The 17,577-nt window shown below is 62.9% G+C and carries 19 protein-coding genes; 10 read left to right on the top strand and 9 right to left on the bottom strand.

What is annotated here, in order from left to right:
* Positions 1 to 105: 105 nt before the first annotated feature.
* Genes ABIE33_RS21725 through ABIE33_RS21715 form a run of 3 tightly spaced genes read left to right on the top strand, consistent with a single transcriptional unit; the run spans position 106 to position 3,419 of the window.
* The gene (locus ABIE33_RS21725) at positions 106 to 1,908 is read left to right on the top strand and encodes an ABC transporter ATP-binding protein (RefSeq protein WP_429129288.1); all 1,803 of its coding nucleotides are present in this window, start codon (positions 106 to 108) and stop codon (positions 1,906 to 1,908) included.
* 25 nt (positions 1,909 to 1,933) lie between these two features.
* A complete protein-coding gene (dapB, locus tag ABIE33_RS21720) occupies positions 1,934 to 2,752 on the top strand; it encodes a 4-hydroxy-tetrahydrodipicolinate reductase (protein ID WP_429129286.1) in 819 nt (272 codons plus the stop codon).
* A 31-nt stretch (positions 2,753 to 2,783) separates the two neighbouring features.
* Positions 2,784 to 3,419, top strand: coding sequence for a 2,3-bisphosphoglycerate-dependent phosphoglycerate mutase (locus ABIE33_RS21715; protein WP_429129284.1), 636 nt, complete (start codon positions 2,784 to 2,786; stop codon positions 3,417 to 3,419).
* Positions 3,420 to 3,470: 51 nt separating this feature from the next.
* On the opposite strand, the gene ABIE33_RS21710 is transcribed toward ABIE33_RS21715, so the two are convergent.
* Together ABIE33_RS21710 and ABIE33_RS21705 are read right to left on the bottom strand one after the other, a co-directional pair.
* Positions 3,471 to 4,343: a methylated-DNA--[protein]-cysteine S-methyltransferase gene (locus ABIE33_RS21710; RefSeq protein WP_429129281.1), complete on the bottom strand. Its 873-nt coding sequence runs from the start codon at positions 4,341 to 4,343 to the stop codon at positions 3,471 to 3,473.
* A 74-nt stretch (positions 4,344 to 4,417) separates the two neighbouring features.
* Positions 4,418 to 4,915, bottom strand: a complete 498-nt coding sequence (locus tag ABIE33_RS21705) for a DUF2244 domain-containing protein (protein WP_429129388.1) — start codon at positions 4,913 to 4,915, stop codon at positions 4,418 to 4,420.
* 22 nt (positions 4,916 to 4,937) lie between these two features.
* Between ABIE33_RS21705 and nth the strand changes: the two genes are divergently transcribed.
* Complete coding sequence (gene nth / locus ABIE33_RS21700) at positions 4,938 to 5,714, top strand: endonuclease III (protein WP_429129279.1); 777 nt, start codon at positions 4,938 to 4,940, stop codon at positions 5,712 to 5,714.
* 42 nt (positions 5,715 to 5,756) lie between these two features.
* On the opposite strand, the gene ABIE33_RS21695 is transcribed toward nth, so the two are convergent.
* A complete protein-coding gene (locus tag ABIE33_RS21695) occupies positions 5,757 to 6,350 on the bottom strand; it encodes a TetR/AcrR family transcriptional regulator (protein WP_429129277.1) in 594 nt (197 codons plus the stop codon).
* Between the two features lie 70 nt (positions 6,351 to 6,420).
* Between ABIE33_RS21695 and ABIE33_RS21690 the strand changes: the two genes are divergently transcribed.
* Entirely contained in the window at positions 6,421 to 6,849 is a 429-nt protein-coding gene (locus ABIE33_RS21690; RefSeq protein ID WP_429129276.1) for a VOC family protein, read from the top strand.
* Between the two features lie 86 nt (positions 6,850 to 6,935).
* A complete protein-coding gene (locus ABIE33_RS21685) occupies positions 6,936 to 7,928 on the top strand; it encodes an adenosine kinase (protein ID WP_429129274.1) in 993 nt (330 codons plus the stop codon).
* A gap of 43 nt (positions 7,929 to 7,971) precedes the next feature.
* On the opposite strand, the gene ABIE33_RS21680 is transcribed toward ABIE33_RS21685, so the two are convergent.
* The gene (locus ABIE33_RS21680) at positions 7,972 to 8,511 is read right to left on the bottom strand and encodes an SH3 domain-containing protein (protein ID WP_429129271.1); all 540 of its coding nucleotides are present in this window, start codon (positions 8,509 to 8,511) and stop codon (positions 7,972 to 7,974) included.
* A 189-nt stretch (positions 8,512 to 8,700) separates the two neighbouring features.
* Here ABIE33_RS21680 and ABIE33_RS21675 point away from each other — a divergent pair, with 189 nt between their 5' ends.
* Entirely contained in the window at positions 8,701 to 9,705 is a 1,005-nt protein-coding gene (locus ABIE33_RS21675; protein ID WP_429129268.1) for a 2-hydroxyacid dehydrogenase, read from the top strand.
* Here the strand turns inward: ABIE33_RS21675 and ABIE33_RS21670 are convergent, their stop codons facing one another.
* The 3 genes from ABIE33_RS21670 to recF are packed head-to-tail and all read right to left on the bottom strand — an operon-like array spanning position 9,706 to position 12,099.
* Entirely contained in the window at positions 9,706 to 10,173 is a 468-nt protein-coding gene (locus tag ABIE33_RS21670; RefSeq protein ID WP_429129266.1) for a GNAT family N-acetyltransferase, read from the bottom strand. It lies immediately after the preceding gene.
* On the bottom strand, positions 10,173 to 10,946 hold the full coding sequence (locus ABIE33_RS21665; protein WP_429129263.1) for a molybdopterin-synthase adenylyltransferase MoeB: 774 nt from the start codon (positions 10,944 to 10,946) through the stop codon (positions 10,173 to 10,175). Before ABIE33_RS21665 ends, ABIE33_RS21670 begins: the two co-directional genes overlap by 1 nt.
* Positions 10,947 to 10,974: 28 nt before the next feature.
* Complete coding sequence (gene recF, locus ABIE33_RS21660; protein ID WP_429129260.1) at positions 10,975 to 12,099, bottom strand: DNA replication/repair protein RecF; 1,125 nt, start codon at positions 12,097 to 12,099, stop codon at positions 10,975 to 10,977.
* A gap of 302 nt (positions 12,100 to 12,401) precedes the next feature.
* Between recF and ABIE33_RS21655 the strand changes: the two genes are divergently transcribed.
* Both ABIE33_RS21655 and ABIE33_RS21650 read left to right on the top strand, forming a co-directional pair.
* Positions 12,402 to 13,046 (top strand): DUF47 family protein, encoded by a 645-nt coding sequence (locus tag ABIE33_RS21655; RefSeq protein WP_429129257.1) that lies wholly within the window; start codon positions 12,402 to 12,404, stop codon positions 13,044 to 13,046.
* Complete coding sequence (locus tag ABIE33_RS21650) at positions 13,046 to 14,050, top strand: inorganic phosphate transporter (RefSeq protein ID WP_429129255.1); 1,005 nt, start codon at positions 13,046 to 13,048, stop codon at positions 14,048 to 14,050. Before ABIE33_RS21655 ends, ABIE33_RS21650 begins: the two co-directional genes overlap by 1 nt.
* Before the next feature lie 56 nt (positions 14,051 to 14,106).
* Here ABIE33_RS21650 and ABIE33_RS21645 read toward each other — a convergent pair whose 3' ends face one another.
* Both ABIE33_RS21645 and ABIE33_RS21640 read right to left on the bottom strand, forming a co-directional pair.
* Positions 14,107 to 15,492 (bottom strand): serine hydrolase, encoded by a 1,386-nt coding sequence (locus ABIE33_RS21645; protein ID WP_429129252.1) that lies wholly within the window; start codon positions 15,490 to 15,492, stop codon positions 14,107 to 14,109.
* 145 nt (positions 15,493 to 15,637) lie between these two features.
* The gene (locus tag ABIE33_RS21640) at positions 15,638 to 16,537 is read right to left on the bottom strand and encodes a LysR family transcriptional regulator (RefSeq protein ID WP_429129250.1); all 900 of its coding nucleotides are present in this window, start codon (positions 16,535 to 16,537) and stop codon (positions 15,638 to 15,640) included.
* Between the two features lie 157 nt (positions 16,538 to 16,694).
* Between ABIE33_RS21640 and ABIE33_RS21635 the strand changes: the two genes are divergently transcribed.
* Positions 16,695 to 17,444, top strand: coding sequence for an SDR family oxidoreductase (locus tag ABIE33_RS21635; RefSeq protein WP_429129247.1), 750 nt, complete (start codon positions 16,695 to 16,697; stop codon positions 17,442 to 17,444).
* The last annotated feature ends 133 nt before the right edge of the window (positions 17,445 to 17,577 follow it).

The following is a 17,577-nucleotide window of genomic DNA, read 5'->3' as shown; positions in this document are numbered from 1 at the left end:
GGGGTGTCGCAAAGACTCGCCAAAGCGACATCAAAGCACTATAGAGCCCGGGAAAGGTAGTGTCGGCGTCCGACCTACCGCGTAGGCTCAGGGAAGACAGGCTTTTTGAGCGCCAAAGATAGAAAACAGCACGCTGTCGACTCCGACACGATCAGTGGAATCTTGAAGCGGGTCATCGCAGAAAACGGTCGCGATCATATCCGCGGCTACCTCTTTGCCATTGCCTGCCTGGCTGTCGTCGCTGCGACGACCGGCTTTACCGCCTCGATCATGGAGACCGTGATCAATGAGGCCTTTGCCAACAAGAATGCGGGTATCGTGCTCCTGGTGTGCGGTTCGATCTTTGGCGCGTTCGTGTTGCGCGGCTTTGCCACCTACGGCCAGGCGGTCGCCCTGTCAAAGATCGGCAATAACATCGTCGCCCGCTACCAGCGCCGGCTTTATGCGCATCTGATGGCATTGAGCGTCGGTTATTTCAACGAGACGCGCTCGGCGCAGCTCGCGGCCCAGATCAGCCAGAACGTCAGCGGCATTCGTGACGTGCTCAACCTGACCGTCACTTCGATCGCTCGCGATCTGTTGACCCTGATCGGTCTGATCGGCGTGATGTTCTTCAAGGACTGGCTGCTGTCGATCATTGTTTTTGTAGCCGCGCCGCCGTTGCTGCTGGGCCTGCGATATATCTCAAAGCGGCTGCGCTCGGCGACGCGCGAATCCATCGAAGTCAACAGCCGCGTTCTCGGCGCCATGCAGGAGACGATCCAGGGCATTTCCATCGTCAAGGCATTCACGATGGAGCGCGAACTGCGCGGCAAGGTCGAAGCGATCATCGACCGGGCCGAAAACCGGGCCAACCGGATCGCGCGCTTGAGCGAACGCACCGCGCCGATGACCGAAACCTTTGCGGGCCTGGCGATTTCCTGCGTGCTCGCCTATTCCGCGTTCCGCGCGATTTATGCCGACGTACCGCCGGGGGCCTTCTTCGCCTTCGTCGTCGCCCTGTTGATGGCCTATGACCCGGCGCGACGCCTGGCGCGCCTGCAGGTTTCGATGGAACGTGCCGCGGTCAACGCCCGCATGGTCTACGAAATCCTCGACACGGTGCCGCATCAGCGCGACAAGCCGGATGCAAAGCAGATCGAGTTCCGCGGTGCAAACGTCGAGCTGCGCGATGTGCGGTTCCGCTACGCCAATGGCGACGAGATCCTGAAGGGCGTCAGCTTTGTCGCCGAAGGCGGCAAGACCACTGCGCTGGTCGGCCCGTCCGGTGCCGGAAAGTCGACGGTCATCAGCCTCGTTCCGCGCTTCTACGATCCGGCCTCCGGCCAGATCCTGATCGATGGGCAGGACATAGCCGACGTCACCAAGCAGTCGCTGCGCAATGGCATCGCCTATGTCTCGCAGCAGCCCTATCTTTTCGAAGGCTCGATCCGCGACAACATCCGCTATGGTCGCCCGGACGCGACCGATGCGGAAATCGAGGAAGCTGCGCGTCTGGCCTATGCGCATGAGTTCATTCTCGCCCAGCCGCAGGGTTACGATACCCCGGTCGGCGAGAACGGCGTCACGATGTCCGGCGGCCAGAGGCAACGCCTGTCGATCGCCCGCGCGCTTGTGCGCAATGCGCCGATCCTGTTGCTCGACGAGGCGACCTCGGCGCTCGACACCGAATCGGAGGCCGCGGTGCAGAAGGCGCTCGACGAGGCGATGCACGGACGCACGGTGATCGTCATCGCGCACCGGCTTTCGACCGTCGTCAATGCCGACAAGATCATCGTCATGAAGGATGGTCTCGTCGTCGAAGAAGGCTCGCACGAGGAGCTTGCGCGCCGCGAGGACGGTCTTTACGCTCGCCTGCACAATCTCCAGGGCAAGGCCCCCGAGGCGTCGGTCGACGCCGAAATCTAAACATGAGCAGGAAGGAAAATCGCCGATGAGCACAACGGACATGAAGCTTGTGGTCGTCGGCGCGGCCGGTCGCATGGGCCAGACGCTGATCCGCACGGTTCATGGCATGGAGGGCGTCCGCCTGCATGCGGCCGTCGAACGTCCAGGTTCACCCTTCATCGGCCGTGACGCGGGCGAACTCGCCGGGCTCGGACCGATCGGCATCGCGATCACCGACAAGCCGCTCGAAGCCTTTGTCGAAGCCGAAGGCGTGCTCGATTTCACTTCGCCGGCCGGCACCGTCGAATTTGCCGGCCTCGCCGCACAGGCGCGTATCGTGCATGTGATCGGCACCACCGGCTGCTCGGCAGACGACGACGCGAAAATCCGCGCGGCCGCGCGTCACGCGCGCGTCGTCAAGTCGGGCAATATGAGCCTCGGCGTCAATCTTCTCGGCGTGCTGACGGAGAAGGCGGCGCGTGCTCTTGGGCCCGCTGCCTGGGACATCGAAATCCTTGAAATGCACCATAAGCATAAGGTGGATGCCCCTTCCGGCACGGCACTGCTGCTTGGCGAAGCGGCGGCGAAGGGGCGCAGCATCGCGCTTTCAGAAAATTCCGTCCGCGTCCGCGACGGCCACACCGGCGCCCGCCCGCAAGGCACGATCGGCTTTGCCACCCTGCGCGGCGGCTCCGTGGTCGGCGAGCACTCGGTCATTCTCGCCGGCGAAGGCGAACAGGTGACGCTGTCCCACAGCGCCACCGACCGCTCCATCTTCGCGCGCGGCGCCGTCACCGCCGCCGTTTGGGCGCGCGACCAGAAACCCGGCTTCTACTCCATGCTCGATGTTCTCGGGCTCAACTGACACCATCTCTATCGTCTCAAGGGGAAATCACATGAGCGGCACCCTCGTCCTCGTCCGGCATGGCCAGAGCGACTGGAACCTGAAGAACCTGTTCACCGGCTGGCGCGATCCTGACCTGACCGAGCTTGGCGTCGACGAAGCCAAGGCCGGCGGCAAGGCGCTCGCCGACTACGGCATCAAGTTCGACATCGCCTTCACCTCGTCGCTGATCCGCGCCCAGCGTACCTGCCAGTTCGTGCTCGATGCCGTCGGCCAGCCGTCGCTCGAAACCATCCGCGACCAGGCGCTGAACGAGCGCGACTATGGCGACCTCTCCGGTCTCAACAAGGATGACGCCCGCGAGAAGTGGGGCGAAGAACAGGTACATATCTGGCGCCGTTCCTACGACGTTCCGCCACCGGGTGGCGAAAGCCTGCGCGACACCGGTGCCCGTGTATGGCCCTATTACCTGACGGAAATCCTGCCGCGCGTGCTTGCCGGCGAGAAGGTTCTCGTCGCCGCACACGGCAACTCGCTGCGCTCGCTCGTCATGGTTCTCGACCGTTTGACGAAGGAAGAGATCCTGAAGCTCAATCTCGCGACCGGCGTCCCCATGGTCTACAAGCTCAAGGCCAATTCGACAGTCGCATCCAAGGAAGTGCTGGGCGATATGTCGGCCGCCCACTAAGCCGAACTGCCATGATAATGAAAAGGGGCGCCTGGCGCCCCTTTTTCGTTTTCAGGCCTTGCCGGCTTCCCACCCGAGGATCGCGCGCTTGCGCGTCAGTCCCCAGTGATAGCCGGTAAGATCGCCGCTCTTGCCGAGCGCCCGGTGACAGGGAACGACGAACGAGATCGGGTTGCGGCCGACGGCTGCCCCGACGGCGCGTGAGGCGGTCGGCTGGCCGATCTCGCCGGCGATCGTCGAATAGGTCGTGGCGCGGCCGAGCGGGATCTTCAACAGCGCCTGCCAGACCCGGATCTGAAAATCGGAGCCGATTAGGAAGATGCGCAAGGGCTCGCCCGCACACCAGCGTTCCGGATCGAAAATGCGCGCCGCATACCGCGCCGTCGCCGCGCTGTCCTCGACATAGGCGGCGTTCGGCCAGCGATGCGCCATATCCTCGAAACTCTCGTGCTCGCCGCCGCCATCGGCAAAGGCAAGACCCGCCAGGCCACGGTCGGTGATCATCACCAGCGCCGTGCCGAAGGGGGAGGGGTGGTAGCCGTAGCGGATGGTGAGGCCCGCGCCGCGCGCCTTCCATTCGCCCGGCGACATCGCCTCATGGGTGACGAAGAGGTCGTGCAGTCGGCTCGGGCCGGAAAGCCCGATCTCGATGCTGGTCTCCAGCAGCGGCATGTCTTCCTGACGCAACAGCCGCTTGGCATGGTCGAGCGTCACCGCCTGCAGGAAGGCCTTCGGGGAAAGCCCGGCCCAGCGGGTAAAGACCTTCTGCAACTGCGTCGGCGATTGCTTCAGCCTCTTGGCGATCGCGTCCAGCGAAGGCTGCTCGCGATACTCTTCGGTGAGCATTTCGATCACGCTTCTCACCGTGTCATAGTCGGTGCCATCAGGCGTGATGTCGGCGGGGAGGGTTGTCGCAATGTTCATCGGTCATCTCCTGTCGTACACAGGTAACCATGCTGCCAGTGTCGTTGCCACCCGAAACTTGATTGGGCCGCTCGTCAGCGGCGACGCACGGTTGCAAGTGCCCCGGAAAACGCAGTGGCAAAGGTTTCGCGGTCGTCGCGGTTGAGGAACGACCCGACATCGGTCCGATGGCCGCCGCCGCTGATGCTCATCGAGACGATGCCGATCTCCTGATGCCGCGCGATGTTGAAGCGCGCCCAGAACGGATTGAAGCGGTGTTCGATCATCCGGCCCGACGGCGTGAACTTGCGCACCGACACGTCGGTTCGCGAAACGCTGACTTCCTCGCGGCTGCGTGCCGACCGGTAGTTCAGCCAGAAAGCACCGAACAGCAGCGCAAAATCCAGCCCGAAGAAGAACACGATCGGCCAGGCGCCGATCACCATGAACACGACCGCATGCACCAGGCTGAGCAGCCCGGCGATCAGGAAAAAGACCTTTAACCCCTTGAAGCCCAGGGAGCGATAGGGGGTCAGTTCGGCGCTGAACACCGGCTCTTCGCCGCCAAGCGTCTGATCGTTGCCATTCGTCATGACCATTGACTATAGATGCATCATGAAAAACGTGAAGCCGAAATTGCCGGGCAAGCCTGCGAAAACGAAGTCAGCGACGGGCCGCCGCACCCCGCCGCGAACGACGGGCGTCTACAGTCGCGACGAAATCTCCGAGATCTTCCGACGCTTCTCGATCCAGCGGCCGGAGCCGAAGGGGGAGTTGGAGCACGTCAATCCTTTCACCCTGGTGGTGGCCGTGGCCCTGTCGGCGCAGGCGACCGATGCCGGCGTCAACCGGGCAACTCGGGCGCTTTTTGCCGTTGCCGACACGCCGGAAAAAATGTTGGCGCTCGGCGAGGAGAAGGTGCGCGACTACATCAAGACCATCGGTCTTTTCCGCAACAAGGCCAAGAACGTCATCGCGCTCAGCGAAAAGCTGATCACCGATTTCGGCGGCGAGGTCCCGCGCACGCGGGAGGAACTGGTGACGCTGCCAGGTGTCGGGCGAAAGACCGCCAACGTCGTGCTGTCGATGGCTTTCGGCCAGGCGACGATCGCCGTCGACACCCATATCCTTCGTATCGCCAACCGGCTCTGTCTGGCACCGGGCAAGACCCCTGATGAGGTCGAGGCGAAGCTCTCGCGTATTATCCCCGACGAATATCTCTACCACGCGCATCACTGGCTGATCCTGCATGGTCGCTATTGCTGCAAGGCGCGCAAGCCGGAATGCGAGCGCTGCGTCATTGCCGACATCTGCAAGGCACCGGAAAAGACCTGCGATATCCCGGCGCCCCTGGTCGAGCTGCCGCAGCAGGTTCTTCCGGTCGCCGGCTGATGCGCGCCCTATCTCTGCGCGCGCTATAGGCTCGAGCCCGACTCAGGCGGAGATCAGTCGGTCGATCAACTGGCCAATCGCCTCGACGTAGAGGTCCGTCGGCGCGCCTTCGGCAATCTCCAGTGCGGCGCGATCGAAGGCGGCTGACAGCAGCGTCGCGGTTGCCGTCAAGTTGGCCCGATCACAGACCCTTGGCGCCATCGCTTCCGCGAGACCTTCTTCCAGCGTTCTCTGGGCATTTGCAGCGTCGATTGTTGCCATCTCGCGCGTGCCGAGTACGGCCGGGCCGTCGAGCAGCAGAATTCGGATTCTGCCGGGCTCTGCCATGGCGTCGAAGAAGGCGCGTGCGCCAATCATCAGCGCCTCGCGCGGCGTCAGGTCCTCGATTGTCGCTTCTTCGATCCTCGCCGCCACTGCACTAGCCTCCCGCTCGGCAACCGCGCGAAACAGCGCCTTCTTGTCTTCGAAGTGATGGTAGAGCGCGCCGCGCGTCATTCCGGCAGCAGCCACGATGTCCGGCGTCGACGTCTCCGCATATCCTCTCGCGACGAAAAGACCGTGGGCCGCATCAAGGATCGCGGCGCGGGTCGTGTCGGAGCGCTCGCGATTGGAGCGGCGAGACGATTTTATTTGCATACATTCAGCCTGTATGTTGGTTCGAAAGATACATGCAGACTGTATGATAATGCGACCGCGAGGGAAAGCGATGAAATCGACGAGCTATTATCCGGTGATCATGACATCAGACGTTGCAGCGACGGCGGTATTCTACATCGACAACTTTCGCTTCCAGGCGCTGTTCACCAGCGATTGGTACGTGCATCTGCAGTCGACCGAATCCGAGACGGTCACCTTGGCCGTTCTCGACTATCGCCATGAAACGATTCCGGAAGAGGGCCGGGCGCCCGTCCGCGGCCTGCTCCTCAACTTCGAGGTCGAGGATCCCGATGCGGTCTACGCCGATTGTCAGGCAGCTGGCCTGCCGATCCTGAAGGCGATCTGCGACGAAGATTTCGGCCAGCGCCATTTCATCACCGCCGATCCCAATGGCGTTCTGATCGACGTCATCAAGCCGATCCCGCCGAGCGCCGAGTTTGCGGCCGCCTACGACGCCAGCGCCTTGCCGACGGAATGATCGCAGCGACCGCGTGTTTTGTCTTCCAAATGGCTGGAAAACCGCTATTAACGAACACCGGCCATTAGGGAAACTGGACGGAGTTCATGACAAAATACGACGTGCTGACGATCGGCAATGCGATCGTGGATATCATTGCGCGATGCGATGACGGCTTTCTGAGCGAAAACGGTATCATCAAGGGCGCAATGAACCTCATCGATGCCGACCGCGCGGAGCTGTTGTACTCGCGCATGGGCCCTGCCGTCGAAGCTTCCGGGGGCAGCGCCGGCAACACGGCGGCCGGCGTCGCCAGCCTTGGCGGACGCGCCGCCTACTTCGGCAAGACGACCAACGATCAGCTTGGCGAGATCTTTGCGCACGACATTCGCGCCCAGGGCGTCTATTTCCAGACCAAGCCGCTCGAAACCGTGCCGCCGACCGCCCGCTCGATGATCTTCGTGACCGAGGACGGCGAGCGCTCGATGAACACCTATCTCGGCGCCTGCGTCGAGCTTGGTCCGGAGGATGTGGAAGCCGACGTCGTCGCCCAGTCCAAGGTCACCTATTTCGAGGGCTACCTGTGGGATCCGCCGCGCGCCAAGGATGCGATCCGCGAGGCCGCCAAGATCGCCCATGAAAACGGCCGCGAAACCGCAATGACCCTGTCGGACAGTTTTTGCGTCCACCGCTACCGCGATGAGTTCCTGGAACTGATGCGCTCCGGCACGGTCGACATCGTCTTTGCCAACAAGCAGGAAGCGCTCGCGCTCTACGAGACCGAGGACTTCGATCTGGCGCTGGAAAAGCTCTCGAAGGACTGCAAGCTTGCAGCCGTCACCTTGAGTGAAGAAGGCTCCGTCGTCGTGCGCGGCACCGAACGTGTCCGCGTCGGCGCGACGCCGCTCGCGCAGGTGGTCGATACGACAGGCGCCGGTGACCTCTATGCTGCGGGCTTTCTCCATGGATATACGACCGGTCGGTCGCTCGAGGATTGCAGCAAGCTCGGCAATCTCGCAGCCGGTATCGTCATCGGCCAGATCGGCCCGCGGCCGATGGTCTCGCTTGCCTCTGCCGCAAAGCAGGCCGAGCTCGCCTGAGGCGAGCTAGCCTTTTCCTTAAATGTCAGAGCGGGCGTAGCCTTTATTTGAAGGCTTCGCCCGGATAGGCGCCCCAGATCTCGCTCTGGACGATCCAGCCTTCGACGCCCTGGGTTTCGATGTGGCACCAGTCGCCGTTGCATTCACCCACACGGATGACCACACCGGGCTCCATGCGTGCGACGATCGCCGCCGTGCTCTGCGGCTCGCGGCGCAGGTTGACGAAGACGCCTTCGCCTTTGCCGCGCATCCATGGCGCGGTGACGGCGGTGCGGTCGCCCGACAGAAGGGCCTGGTTCACCCAGCCCTCCGTGCCGTCGGCATCGCGGATACGGCGCCAGTTATCGTATTCCTGGATGATTTCCACCGGCACGCCGGGTCGGAGGTAACGGAACGCCACCGCGTAGTCGACGCTGGGGCCGATGCGCAGGTTGACGCTCTTTGCCTTCAGGCTGACGAAACGCGGCAGCGGCAAACCGCTGGCCCCCTTCGCGGCCTGGGCATGGGCACCCGACGCCGTGATGATCGCGCCGATTAAGGCGGCGATCAATGCGAACGAGAGTTTGGAAATGACGTGACGCATGACGAAGCTCATTTTCCGTGGCAACTTGCAGGCGCAGTTCACCCAAGGCTCTTGGCCGGGGCGTAAATCGCGGGGACGACGCAGCGAGTTTTGTTTGTCTTCCCGACCGGGTCTGGTAGAAATTGCGGCTACAGGGAGAAAGTATCACCCAACTTGGTTAAGGACCCGTCAACGAGGCCCATCGCAGCAATGACAAGCAAGAAGAAGCCTAAGGTCTACATCACCCGGAAACTGCCGGACATCGTCGAAACCAGAATGCGCGAGTTGTTCGACGCCGAGCTCAATATTGATGATACGCCGCGCAGCCAGCCGGAGCTTGTGGCGGCGGTGAAGCGCGCCGACGTGCTTGTGCCGACCGTGACCGACCGCATCGATGCGGCCTTGATCGAGCAGGCCGGCCCGCAGCTTAAACTGATCGCCAGTTTCTCCAACGGCGTTGACAACATCGACGTCGACGCCGCGGCGCGAAAGGGCATCACCGTCACCAACACGCCCAATGTTTTGACCGAGGACACCGCCGACATGGCGATGGCGCTCATTCTCGCCGTGCCGCGCCGGCTTGCCGAGGGTGCGCAGATCCTGACCGATCGCAAGGGCGAATGGGCCGGATGGTCTCCGACCTGGATGCTCGGCCGGCGCATTGCGGGCAAGCGCATCGGCATTGTCGGCATGGGCCGCATCGGCACCGCGGTGGCGCGTCGCGCCAAAGCCTTCGGCCTGTCGATCCACTATCACAACCGTCACAGGGTCAAGGCCGAGACCGAGGAAATGCTGGAGGCGACCTACTGGGACAGCCTCGACCAGATGCTTGCCCGCGTCGATATCGTCTCGGTCAATTGCCCCTCGACGCCGGCGACCTATCACCTGCTTTCGGCCCGTCGGCTGGCGCTGATGCGTCCGGAAAGCTATATCGTCAACACCGCCCGCGGCGGCATCATCGACGAGACGGCGCTGATCAAGTGCCTGCGCGAAGGCAAGATCGCCGGGGCGGGGCTCGACGTTTTTGAGAACGAACCTGCGGTCAACCCCAAGCTCATCAAGCTCGCCGGCGAAGGCAAGGTCGTGCTGTTGCCACATATGAGTTCGGCGACGCTCGAAGGTCGCGTCGACATGGGCGACAAGGTGGTGATCAACATCCGCACTTTCTTCGACGGACACCGGCCGCCGGACCGGGTGCTGCCCGGCCGCGACTGATCAAAGCGTCTTGCGCATCTCGATCGAGGTGGGTCGGTTAAAGCCCGGATGAGCGGTCCGGTCGGTTTCGACGAACCCCCAAGCCGAAAACGTCCGGTGGTTTTCGACAAGCTCGATCCGTGTCTGCAGTCTCAGGGCCGGGAGGTGGCGGCCGCGCGCCGCTGCTTCGGCGCTCGCAAGCAACAGCCGGCCGACGCCTTTCCCCTGGCAGGTCGCGGCGACCGCAAGCTTGCCGATATAGAGACAGTCGATCTCCGGCTTGCAGAAGATGCAGCCGACAAGCTTTGAGCCGTCGACAGCGACGAAGCCGATTTCCGCCGAAGCCTTCTCCTTCAGCCCTTCAACAGTCAGCGCATGGGCCGACGACGGCGGATTGATCCGTCCATCCATATAGGCAAAGGCATCCTGGATCAGGGCCACCAATTCGTCATGGCGATCGAAGGCAGCGTCGATCCGAACGATCTGCATCAGTCCGCACTGCCGACCTTGCGCCTGCGGTAGCGGATGGTGCTGAACTGCGCCGAGAGCGCGTCATACATCAACAGCCGGCCGATCAGCGGTTCGCCGATCCCGGCAATCACCTTGATAGCTTCCATAGCCTGCAATGTTCCGATGACGCCGGTGAGGGCGCCGATGATGCCGGCCTCGGCACAGGAGGGCACGACGCCCGGCGGCGGCGCTTCGGGAAAGAGATCGCGATAGGATGGGTTTTGTTCTCCATCCTTGCCGGTACGGTAGGGCATCAGCACTGTGAGCGAGCCGTCGAAACGGCCGACCGCACCTGTGACGAGCGGTATCCTGATGGCCGCCGTCGTATCGGCGGCGAGATAGCGCGTGTCGAAATTGTCCGAACCGTCGATCACCAGGTCATATTGGCGCAACAGCGTTTCGGCGTTGTCGGCCGCCAGACGAAACGGATGCGTCTCGACCACCACATGCGGATTGAGTGCACCGATCGCTGCCGAGGCGCTCTCGACCTTTGTCTGGCCGATATCGGCCGTGCGGTGGATCACCTGACGCTGCAGGTTCGACAGCGACACCACGTCATCGTCGACGATGCCCAGCGTGCCGATGCCGGCCGCGGCCAGATACTGAAGAGCGGGAGCGCCGAGGCCGCCGGCGCCAATGACGAGAACGCGCGCGCCTTTCAGCTTCTGCTGCCCCGCACCGCCGAGTTCCGGCAGGATGATGTGGCGCGCGTAGCGGGCAATTTCCGATGGGTCGAGGCTGGTGTTTGTCATGAGCGGACACTTTCCATGATCGGTTCCCTCATCCCGAGACGCTTCCGTGCTCCACCGTCAGGAACCGGCCGCGATCGCCGAGTGCATCGAACATCGCACGGTCTGTCCCGGTCATGAAAGCCTGGCCGCCGAGCCCGTCGACGAGGTCGAAGAGGGCGGCGCGGCGGCCCATGTCGAGATGCGCGGCGATCTCGTCGAGCAGCAGAATGGGGGCATGGCCGGTCATGTCGCCGACGAGGCGCGCATGGGCAAGAACCAGGCCGACGAGCAGCGCCTTCTGTTCGCCGGTCGAGCAGCGCTCGGCTTCCATGTCCTTTTCGCGGTGACGGATCAGGAGGTCGGTGCGGTGCGGTCCGTCCAGCGTCCGGCCGGCGGCCGCGTCGCGAGGCCGGCCCTCGCGCAACATTGTGAGATATTGCTCTTCGAGGTCGAAGGCGGGCTTATGGCTCTCGTTGTCGAGGAAGCCCGCAAGCGCCAGGCGCGCGGACGGAAAGACGCTGTCGCCGGTGTTTCTTTCGACCAGCGCGGTCAGCAGACCCAGCATCTCCTGCCGAGCCAGCGCCATCGACACGCCGAGCCCCGCCATTTCCCGCTCGATGGCAGTCAGCCAGGCAGCATCAGGGCGAAAGTCGCTGAGGAGCCGATTGCGGCTGCGCATGGCGCGGTCGAATTCGCTGGCGCGCTTCCCATGTTCCGGATCGAGCGAAAGCACCAGCCGGTCGAGGAAGCGACGGCGATCAACCGAGGGGCCGGTGAAGAGCCCGTCCATGGCCGGCGTCAGCCACAGCACGCGCAGATGGTCGGTCAGTTCATCGACCGCACTCGCTGTCGTGCCGTTCAGCCGCAGGCGTCGCGATTGCCCTTCGCCGGCGCCCGCCGTGCCGGTGCCGATCTCGACCGGGCCTTCCATGCCCGTCACTTCAGCGAAGACCGAGAAGCCGTCACTTGCGCCGACGCGAGCGACATCGGCATAGGCGGCGCGCCTGAGGCCACGGCCGGGCGACAGAAACGACACCGCTTCCATCAGATTGGTCTTGCCGGCGCCGTTCTCGCCTGTGAGCACGATGTGCCTCTGGTCGAGCGCCAGCGACAGCGCCGCATAATTGCGGAACTCGCTCAGCTTCAGGCGATTGAGAAAGACCTTGTGTGGCATTTCGGGTCCGGATTCGACTTCGGCGCCAGTTGCAGCGCCACGCGTCGAACGAGACGAGCAAAGGACGCTGCAACACTTTAAACTTACTGCATAGCTCCATAAATCGATGCCGATTTAAGGAGCTATGCAGTAGGACGAAAGCGGGCGCCAAGGCAAGACGAAAGGCGACCTGTGTCATTTCCAGGTAAAATTGCGCGATAACGGCGGGGAAAGCCTTGCAATCTCTGTAGTTCAGCGCTTTTCTTGATCGCTTGTGTACAATATGACAGCCGCATGACAATCCATGAACGGACATATTTGTGATGCTGGCTTGGTTCCGCAAACTCCTTCCCCGCGAAGACAGCTTTTTTGATCTCTTCGCGCACCATTCGCGTACCGTCGTCGGTGCCGCCGAAGCGCTCGACAAGCTTCTCGTCGGCGGAGACGATCTCGAAAAGCACTGCGACCGGATCGTCGCCCTTGAAGACGAGGCAGACGGTGTCACCCGCGAAGTGCTTCTGGCCGTTCGCCGCTCCTTCATCACGCCGTTCGATCGTGGCGACATTAAGGATCTCATCCAGTCGATGGACGATGCCATCGACATGATGCACAAGACGGTCAAGACCATCCGGCTGTACGAGCAGAAGACCTTCGATCCTGGCATGAAGGAAATGGGCGCTATCGTCGTCCAGGCGGCGCACCTGATCGCCGAGGCCATTCCGTTGCTCAATCGCGTCGGCGTCAACCACGGCCGGCTCATCGCCATCGCCGAAGAGGTCACGCGCATCGAGGGCCGGTCTGACGAACTGCACGACCAGGGCCTGAAGGATCTTTTCCGCCGCTACGGTGCCAACAATGCCATGGCCTACATCATCGGTAGCGAGATCTACGGCGAACTCGAGAAGGTCGTCGACCGCTTCGAGGACGTCGCCAACGAGATCAGCGGCATCGTGATCGAGAACGTCTGATGGACGCGACGCTAGCCCTGCCGCTGCTCGTCGCGCTGATCGCGATTGCGCTGTTCTTCGACTTTCTCAACGGGCTGCATGACGCCGCCAACTCGATCGCAACCATCGTTTCGACCCGGGTGCTCCGGCCGCAATATGCGGTCATGTGGGCGGCGTTCTTCAATTTCATCGCCTTCCTGTTCTTCGGGCTGCATGTGGCTGAAACCCTCGGGAAGGGCATCATCGATCCCAGCATCGTCACGCCGCTGGTGATTTTTGCGGCGCTGATGGGCGCAATCTTCTGGAACATTGCGACCTGGATCTTCGGCATTCCGTCGAGTTCTTCGCATGCGCTGATCGGTGGTCTCGTCGGTGCCGGCCTGGCGCGCACCGGCGGCGACGCCATCGTCTGGACCGGTCTTCTCAAGACCGTTGGCGCCATCTTCATGTCGCCGATGATCGGCTTCTTCCTGGCGCTCTTGTTGATCCTCATCGTTTCCTGGCTGTTCGTGCGCCAGACGCCGTTTGCGGTCGACCGTAAATTCCGGGTGATGCAGTTCATCTCGGCCTCGCTCTATTCGCTCGGCCATGGCGGCAACGATGCGCAGAAGACCATGGGCATCATCGCCGTGCTCCTGTTCTCGCAGGGCTATCTCGGCTCCGAGTTCTATGTGCCGTTCTGGGTGGTGATCACCTGCCAGGCCGCGATCGCGCTTGGCACGCTGTTAGGCGGCTGGCGTATCGTGCACACCATGGGCTCGAAGATCACCAAGCTCAACCCGATGCAGGGCTTCTGCGCGGAGACCGGCGGCGCCATCACGCTGTTTGCCGCCACCTGGCTCGGCATTCCGGTGTCTACCACCCATACGATCACCGGTGCGATCATCGGCGTGGGTGCCGCAAAGCGGGTCTCGGCGGTGCGCTGGGGCCTTGCCGGCAACATCGTCATCGCCTGGTTCGTGACAATGCCGGCCGCTGCTGCGATTTCGGCACTCACCTACTTCGCAGTTGATCTGTTCCTGTGATCTCATCCGCCCCCGGCTCATTGCCGGGGGCGGGCCACATTTGAAATCGAAACGCCTCAGTCACTCACGCGTGGGGCCGGGTGGTCCTGGCCATCTTGATGCAGCGTCAGGCTTGCGGCACGAACGCCGGCCGGGACCTCGAAGGTCAGTTGCGCATCCATCGTCTTTGCAAAGAAGCGATGTTCCGCTTCCGGGAGGATTTCGATGCGTCCCTGGCCCGTTGCCTGCGTAAACAGTCTGTTGCCGTCCCGAAAAACCGTCAGATCGAAATCGGGCGCCAGCCGATAGGTGCCGACATAACTGTCGTAGGTCGCCGGGTCGAGGGCGATGGCGATGCGTTGAACCGGCGCGGGTGCAAGTGGCCTCTCCCTATCGAGCAGGTGCGCGCCGATATCGTCGACGCCGGCCTCCGTTGCCGTGTTCGACAGGACCACGACGCCGACGCCGGTCGATGGAACGAAGCCGACGAACGATCGATAGCCGCCCGTGCCGCCGTTGTGCCAGACGGCCTGTTTTTGGCCGCGGCCGGAGATCACCCAACCGAGCGCCTGCTCGTTGTCGTCGCCAAGCTGCTGTCGCTTGCCCAGCATGGTGGTGAATGCAGGCGCCAGTGTTGTGGGTTTCTGGCCCATCGCCGCCTGCAGGAAGATCAACAGATCATTCGCCGTCGAACGCAGTGCTCCGGCTCCTTGCAGCGCGCCGAGATCCCAATCGCTTGTCGGTTCCAGGCCAGCATCGTGGCCGGTCGCCCGCCGCCCATCCCATTCCGCGCGAGAGCTGATTGCGGTATCGGCCATGCCGAGCGGGACCGCGATGCGCTCGCTGACGAGCGCCTCATAGGACAGGCCCGACTGCAATGCGAGCGCATGGCCAAGCAGGCCATAGCCGAGGTTTGAATACTCGTGCTCACCGCCGGGTCGCCGGATCGGCTGGTGACTGGAAAGGAAGGCGTAGAGCTTGGCGACGCCGTAGTCTGCATAGGGGTCGCTGTCGTCGGCCGGCACCAGATTGTCCGGCAATCGCGGCAGGCCGGACATATGCGTTGCCAGATGCTCAAGCGTGATGGGTTTTCCATCGGCCGCGTTTTTCATAGCAGCGCTTTCCGGCAGTAGCGGCGAAACCGGCGTGTCGAGCTGCACGCCACCGCGTTCGACCGTGTCGGCAAGCAGCAGTGCGGTGAAGACCTTGGTTACCGAGCCGATCTCGAACACGGTGTCGCCGTCGACAGGGCGCAGGTCGTCCTTGGCCAAGCGGCCGTGCGCGACGACCCGTTGCCCCTTCGCATCGATAATGCCGACGACGATGCCGACCGATTGCTTGTGCTCGTCGATGCGCTCGGTCAGAATTTCCAAAATCTCGTCATCGGTCGCAGAGAGAAGCTCCGCTTGGGCGGTGGCGCCGAGGGTCATGAGAATGATCCAGGTGAGGAGGAAGGGTCGCATGCAGGCGAGATAGGCATCCAATTTTCAGTTGCAAGGCGCGTTCGTCACATGCCACCCCTCGTCGGTCGAGATCTGGTCAAGAGCTGATCAAGATTTGGCGGAAGGTGGGGTTCTTTGCGCTGACACGCCCGAAATGCCCACCGGCTCATGGATCCCAATGGGGCGGATCGCCAAAGGCCTTCTTCAGATGTTCGGCGATTGCCCGGAGCTTGGCCGACGGCCGCCGGCCTTCGGGATGAGCCATGTAGATGAACTCCGGTTCCGGGCGAAAACCGACATCGATCTCGCGAAGCCGACCGTCGCCCACCGCCGGACCGCAGATGAAGGTCGGCAGCAGGGCGATGCCAAGCCCGGCGACGGCGGCATCGTGGATCATGTCGCCGTTGTTGATGCGCAGCGCCATGCGGGCGCGAATGACGGTCGAACCGGTTGACCCCTCGAACCGCCAGTCCGAGGCGCCGCGGTTGGTGTAGAAGATGCCGCGGTGATCGTTGAGTTCGACAAGCGAGGCCGGCGTGCCGTGGCGAGCGAGATAATCGGGCGAGGCGACCAGCAAGCGCCGGCTTTTGGCAAGCTTCCACACGATCAGCCGTGAATCGGCGATGACCCCGTGTCGCACGATCGCGTCATAGCCTTCGGAGGCGACATCGACCCGGCGGTCGTCGAGATCGAGCGTCAGTTCGATCTCGGGATGCGTCGCCAGAAAGGGATAGAGTGCAGGCCCCAGATGCAGGCGCCCGAAGCTGACGGGGGCGGCGATCCGCAATGGTCCGGTCAGCGTTCCGCGGCGCTCGGCCAGATCGCTGGCGGCGGCCTGCACCTCGCTGACGATCCGCACCGCGCGCTCGCGAAAGGCGACGCCATCTTCGGTGAGCGTCAGCTTGCGCGTGGTTCGATGCAACAGCGTTGCGTTCAGGTGGCGCTCCAGGTCCGCGACCCGTTCGCTGATCACGGATTTCGATAGCCGCAGCCGGCGCGCCGCTTCGCTGATCGAGCCGGCTTCTGCGACGGCGACAAAGGCAGCAATTCCTTCGATCTTCAGCATCGTTCGGCATTTCCGAATTCGAGTTCCATCATTGGCAGACTAATCCGAACGACGATCTTCGGCCATATCTATCGGCATCGAAGAGCGGCGGTCGATGGAAAGAAGACCGGTCCCAACCAACCCAACAGTCAAGTCAACCCAACAAAGGAACTCCATCATGTCACGTTTGCAGAACAAGACCGCGCTCATCACCGGCGGCACCAGCGGCATCGGCCTCGAGACGGCGCGCCAGTTTATCGCCGAGGGGGCTCGGGTCGCCGTTACCGGCACCAATCCGCAGAATATCGCCGAAGCCCGCAAGGTACTCGGCGAAGGCGCCGTCATCATCCAGGCCGATGCCGGCAACGCCGCCGGACAGGCGGCGGTTGCGGAGCAGGTCAAGGCTGCCTTCGGCCATCTCGACATCCTCTTCGTCAATGCCGGCATCGCCAAGCTTCAGCCGATCGAAAAATGGGATGAGGCCAGTTTCGACCAGTCGCTGAACATCAACGTCAAGGGCCCGTTCTTCCTGATCCAGGCGCTGCTGCCGATCTTCGCCAACCCCGCCTCGATCGTGCTCAACACCTCGATCAACGCCCATATCGGCATGCCGACCTCCAGCGTCTATGCGCTCAGCAAGGCGGCACTCCTGTCGCTTGCCAAGACGCTTTCGGGTGAACTCATCGGCCGCGGCATTCGTGTCAACGCCGTCAGCCCTGGGCCGATCAAGACGCCGCTGCATGACGGGCACGGCGCGACGCCGGCGGAAAACAAGGAGATCGTCGCGTCGATCGCCGCGCAGATCCCGCTCGGCCGCTTCGGCGATGCCAGCGAGATCGCCAAGGCAATTGTCTTCCTCGCTTCCGACGAGGCTGCGTTTACGGTCGGCGCTGAACTGATCATCGATGGTGGCATGGCCACGCTCTGATACTCACCTGTCTGTTGCCGCCGCTCGCGTTCGATCGCGTGTGGCGGCAAAGTCCTGTTCGTCATCGACGGCACGCCGCTGGCGGCGTTGGCAGGGCGGTCGGAGAAGAGTATATTCTTGAAATCTAATAGGC

The organism is Ensifer sp. 4252 (genome assembly GCF_050434565.1).
Taxonomy (GTDB): domain Bacteria; phylum Pseudomonadota; class Alphaproteobacteria; order Rhizobiales; family Rhizobiaceae; genus Ensifer.
Note: the sequence above shows the minus strand (reverse complement) of the source record. Positions and strands in the feature narration are given on the sequence as shown.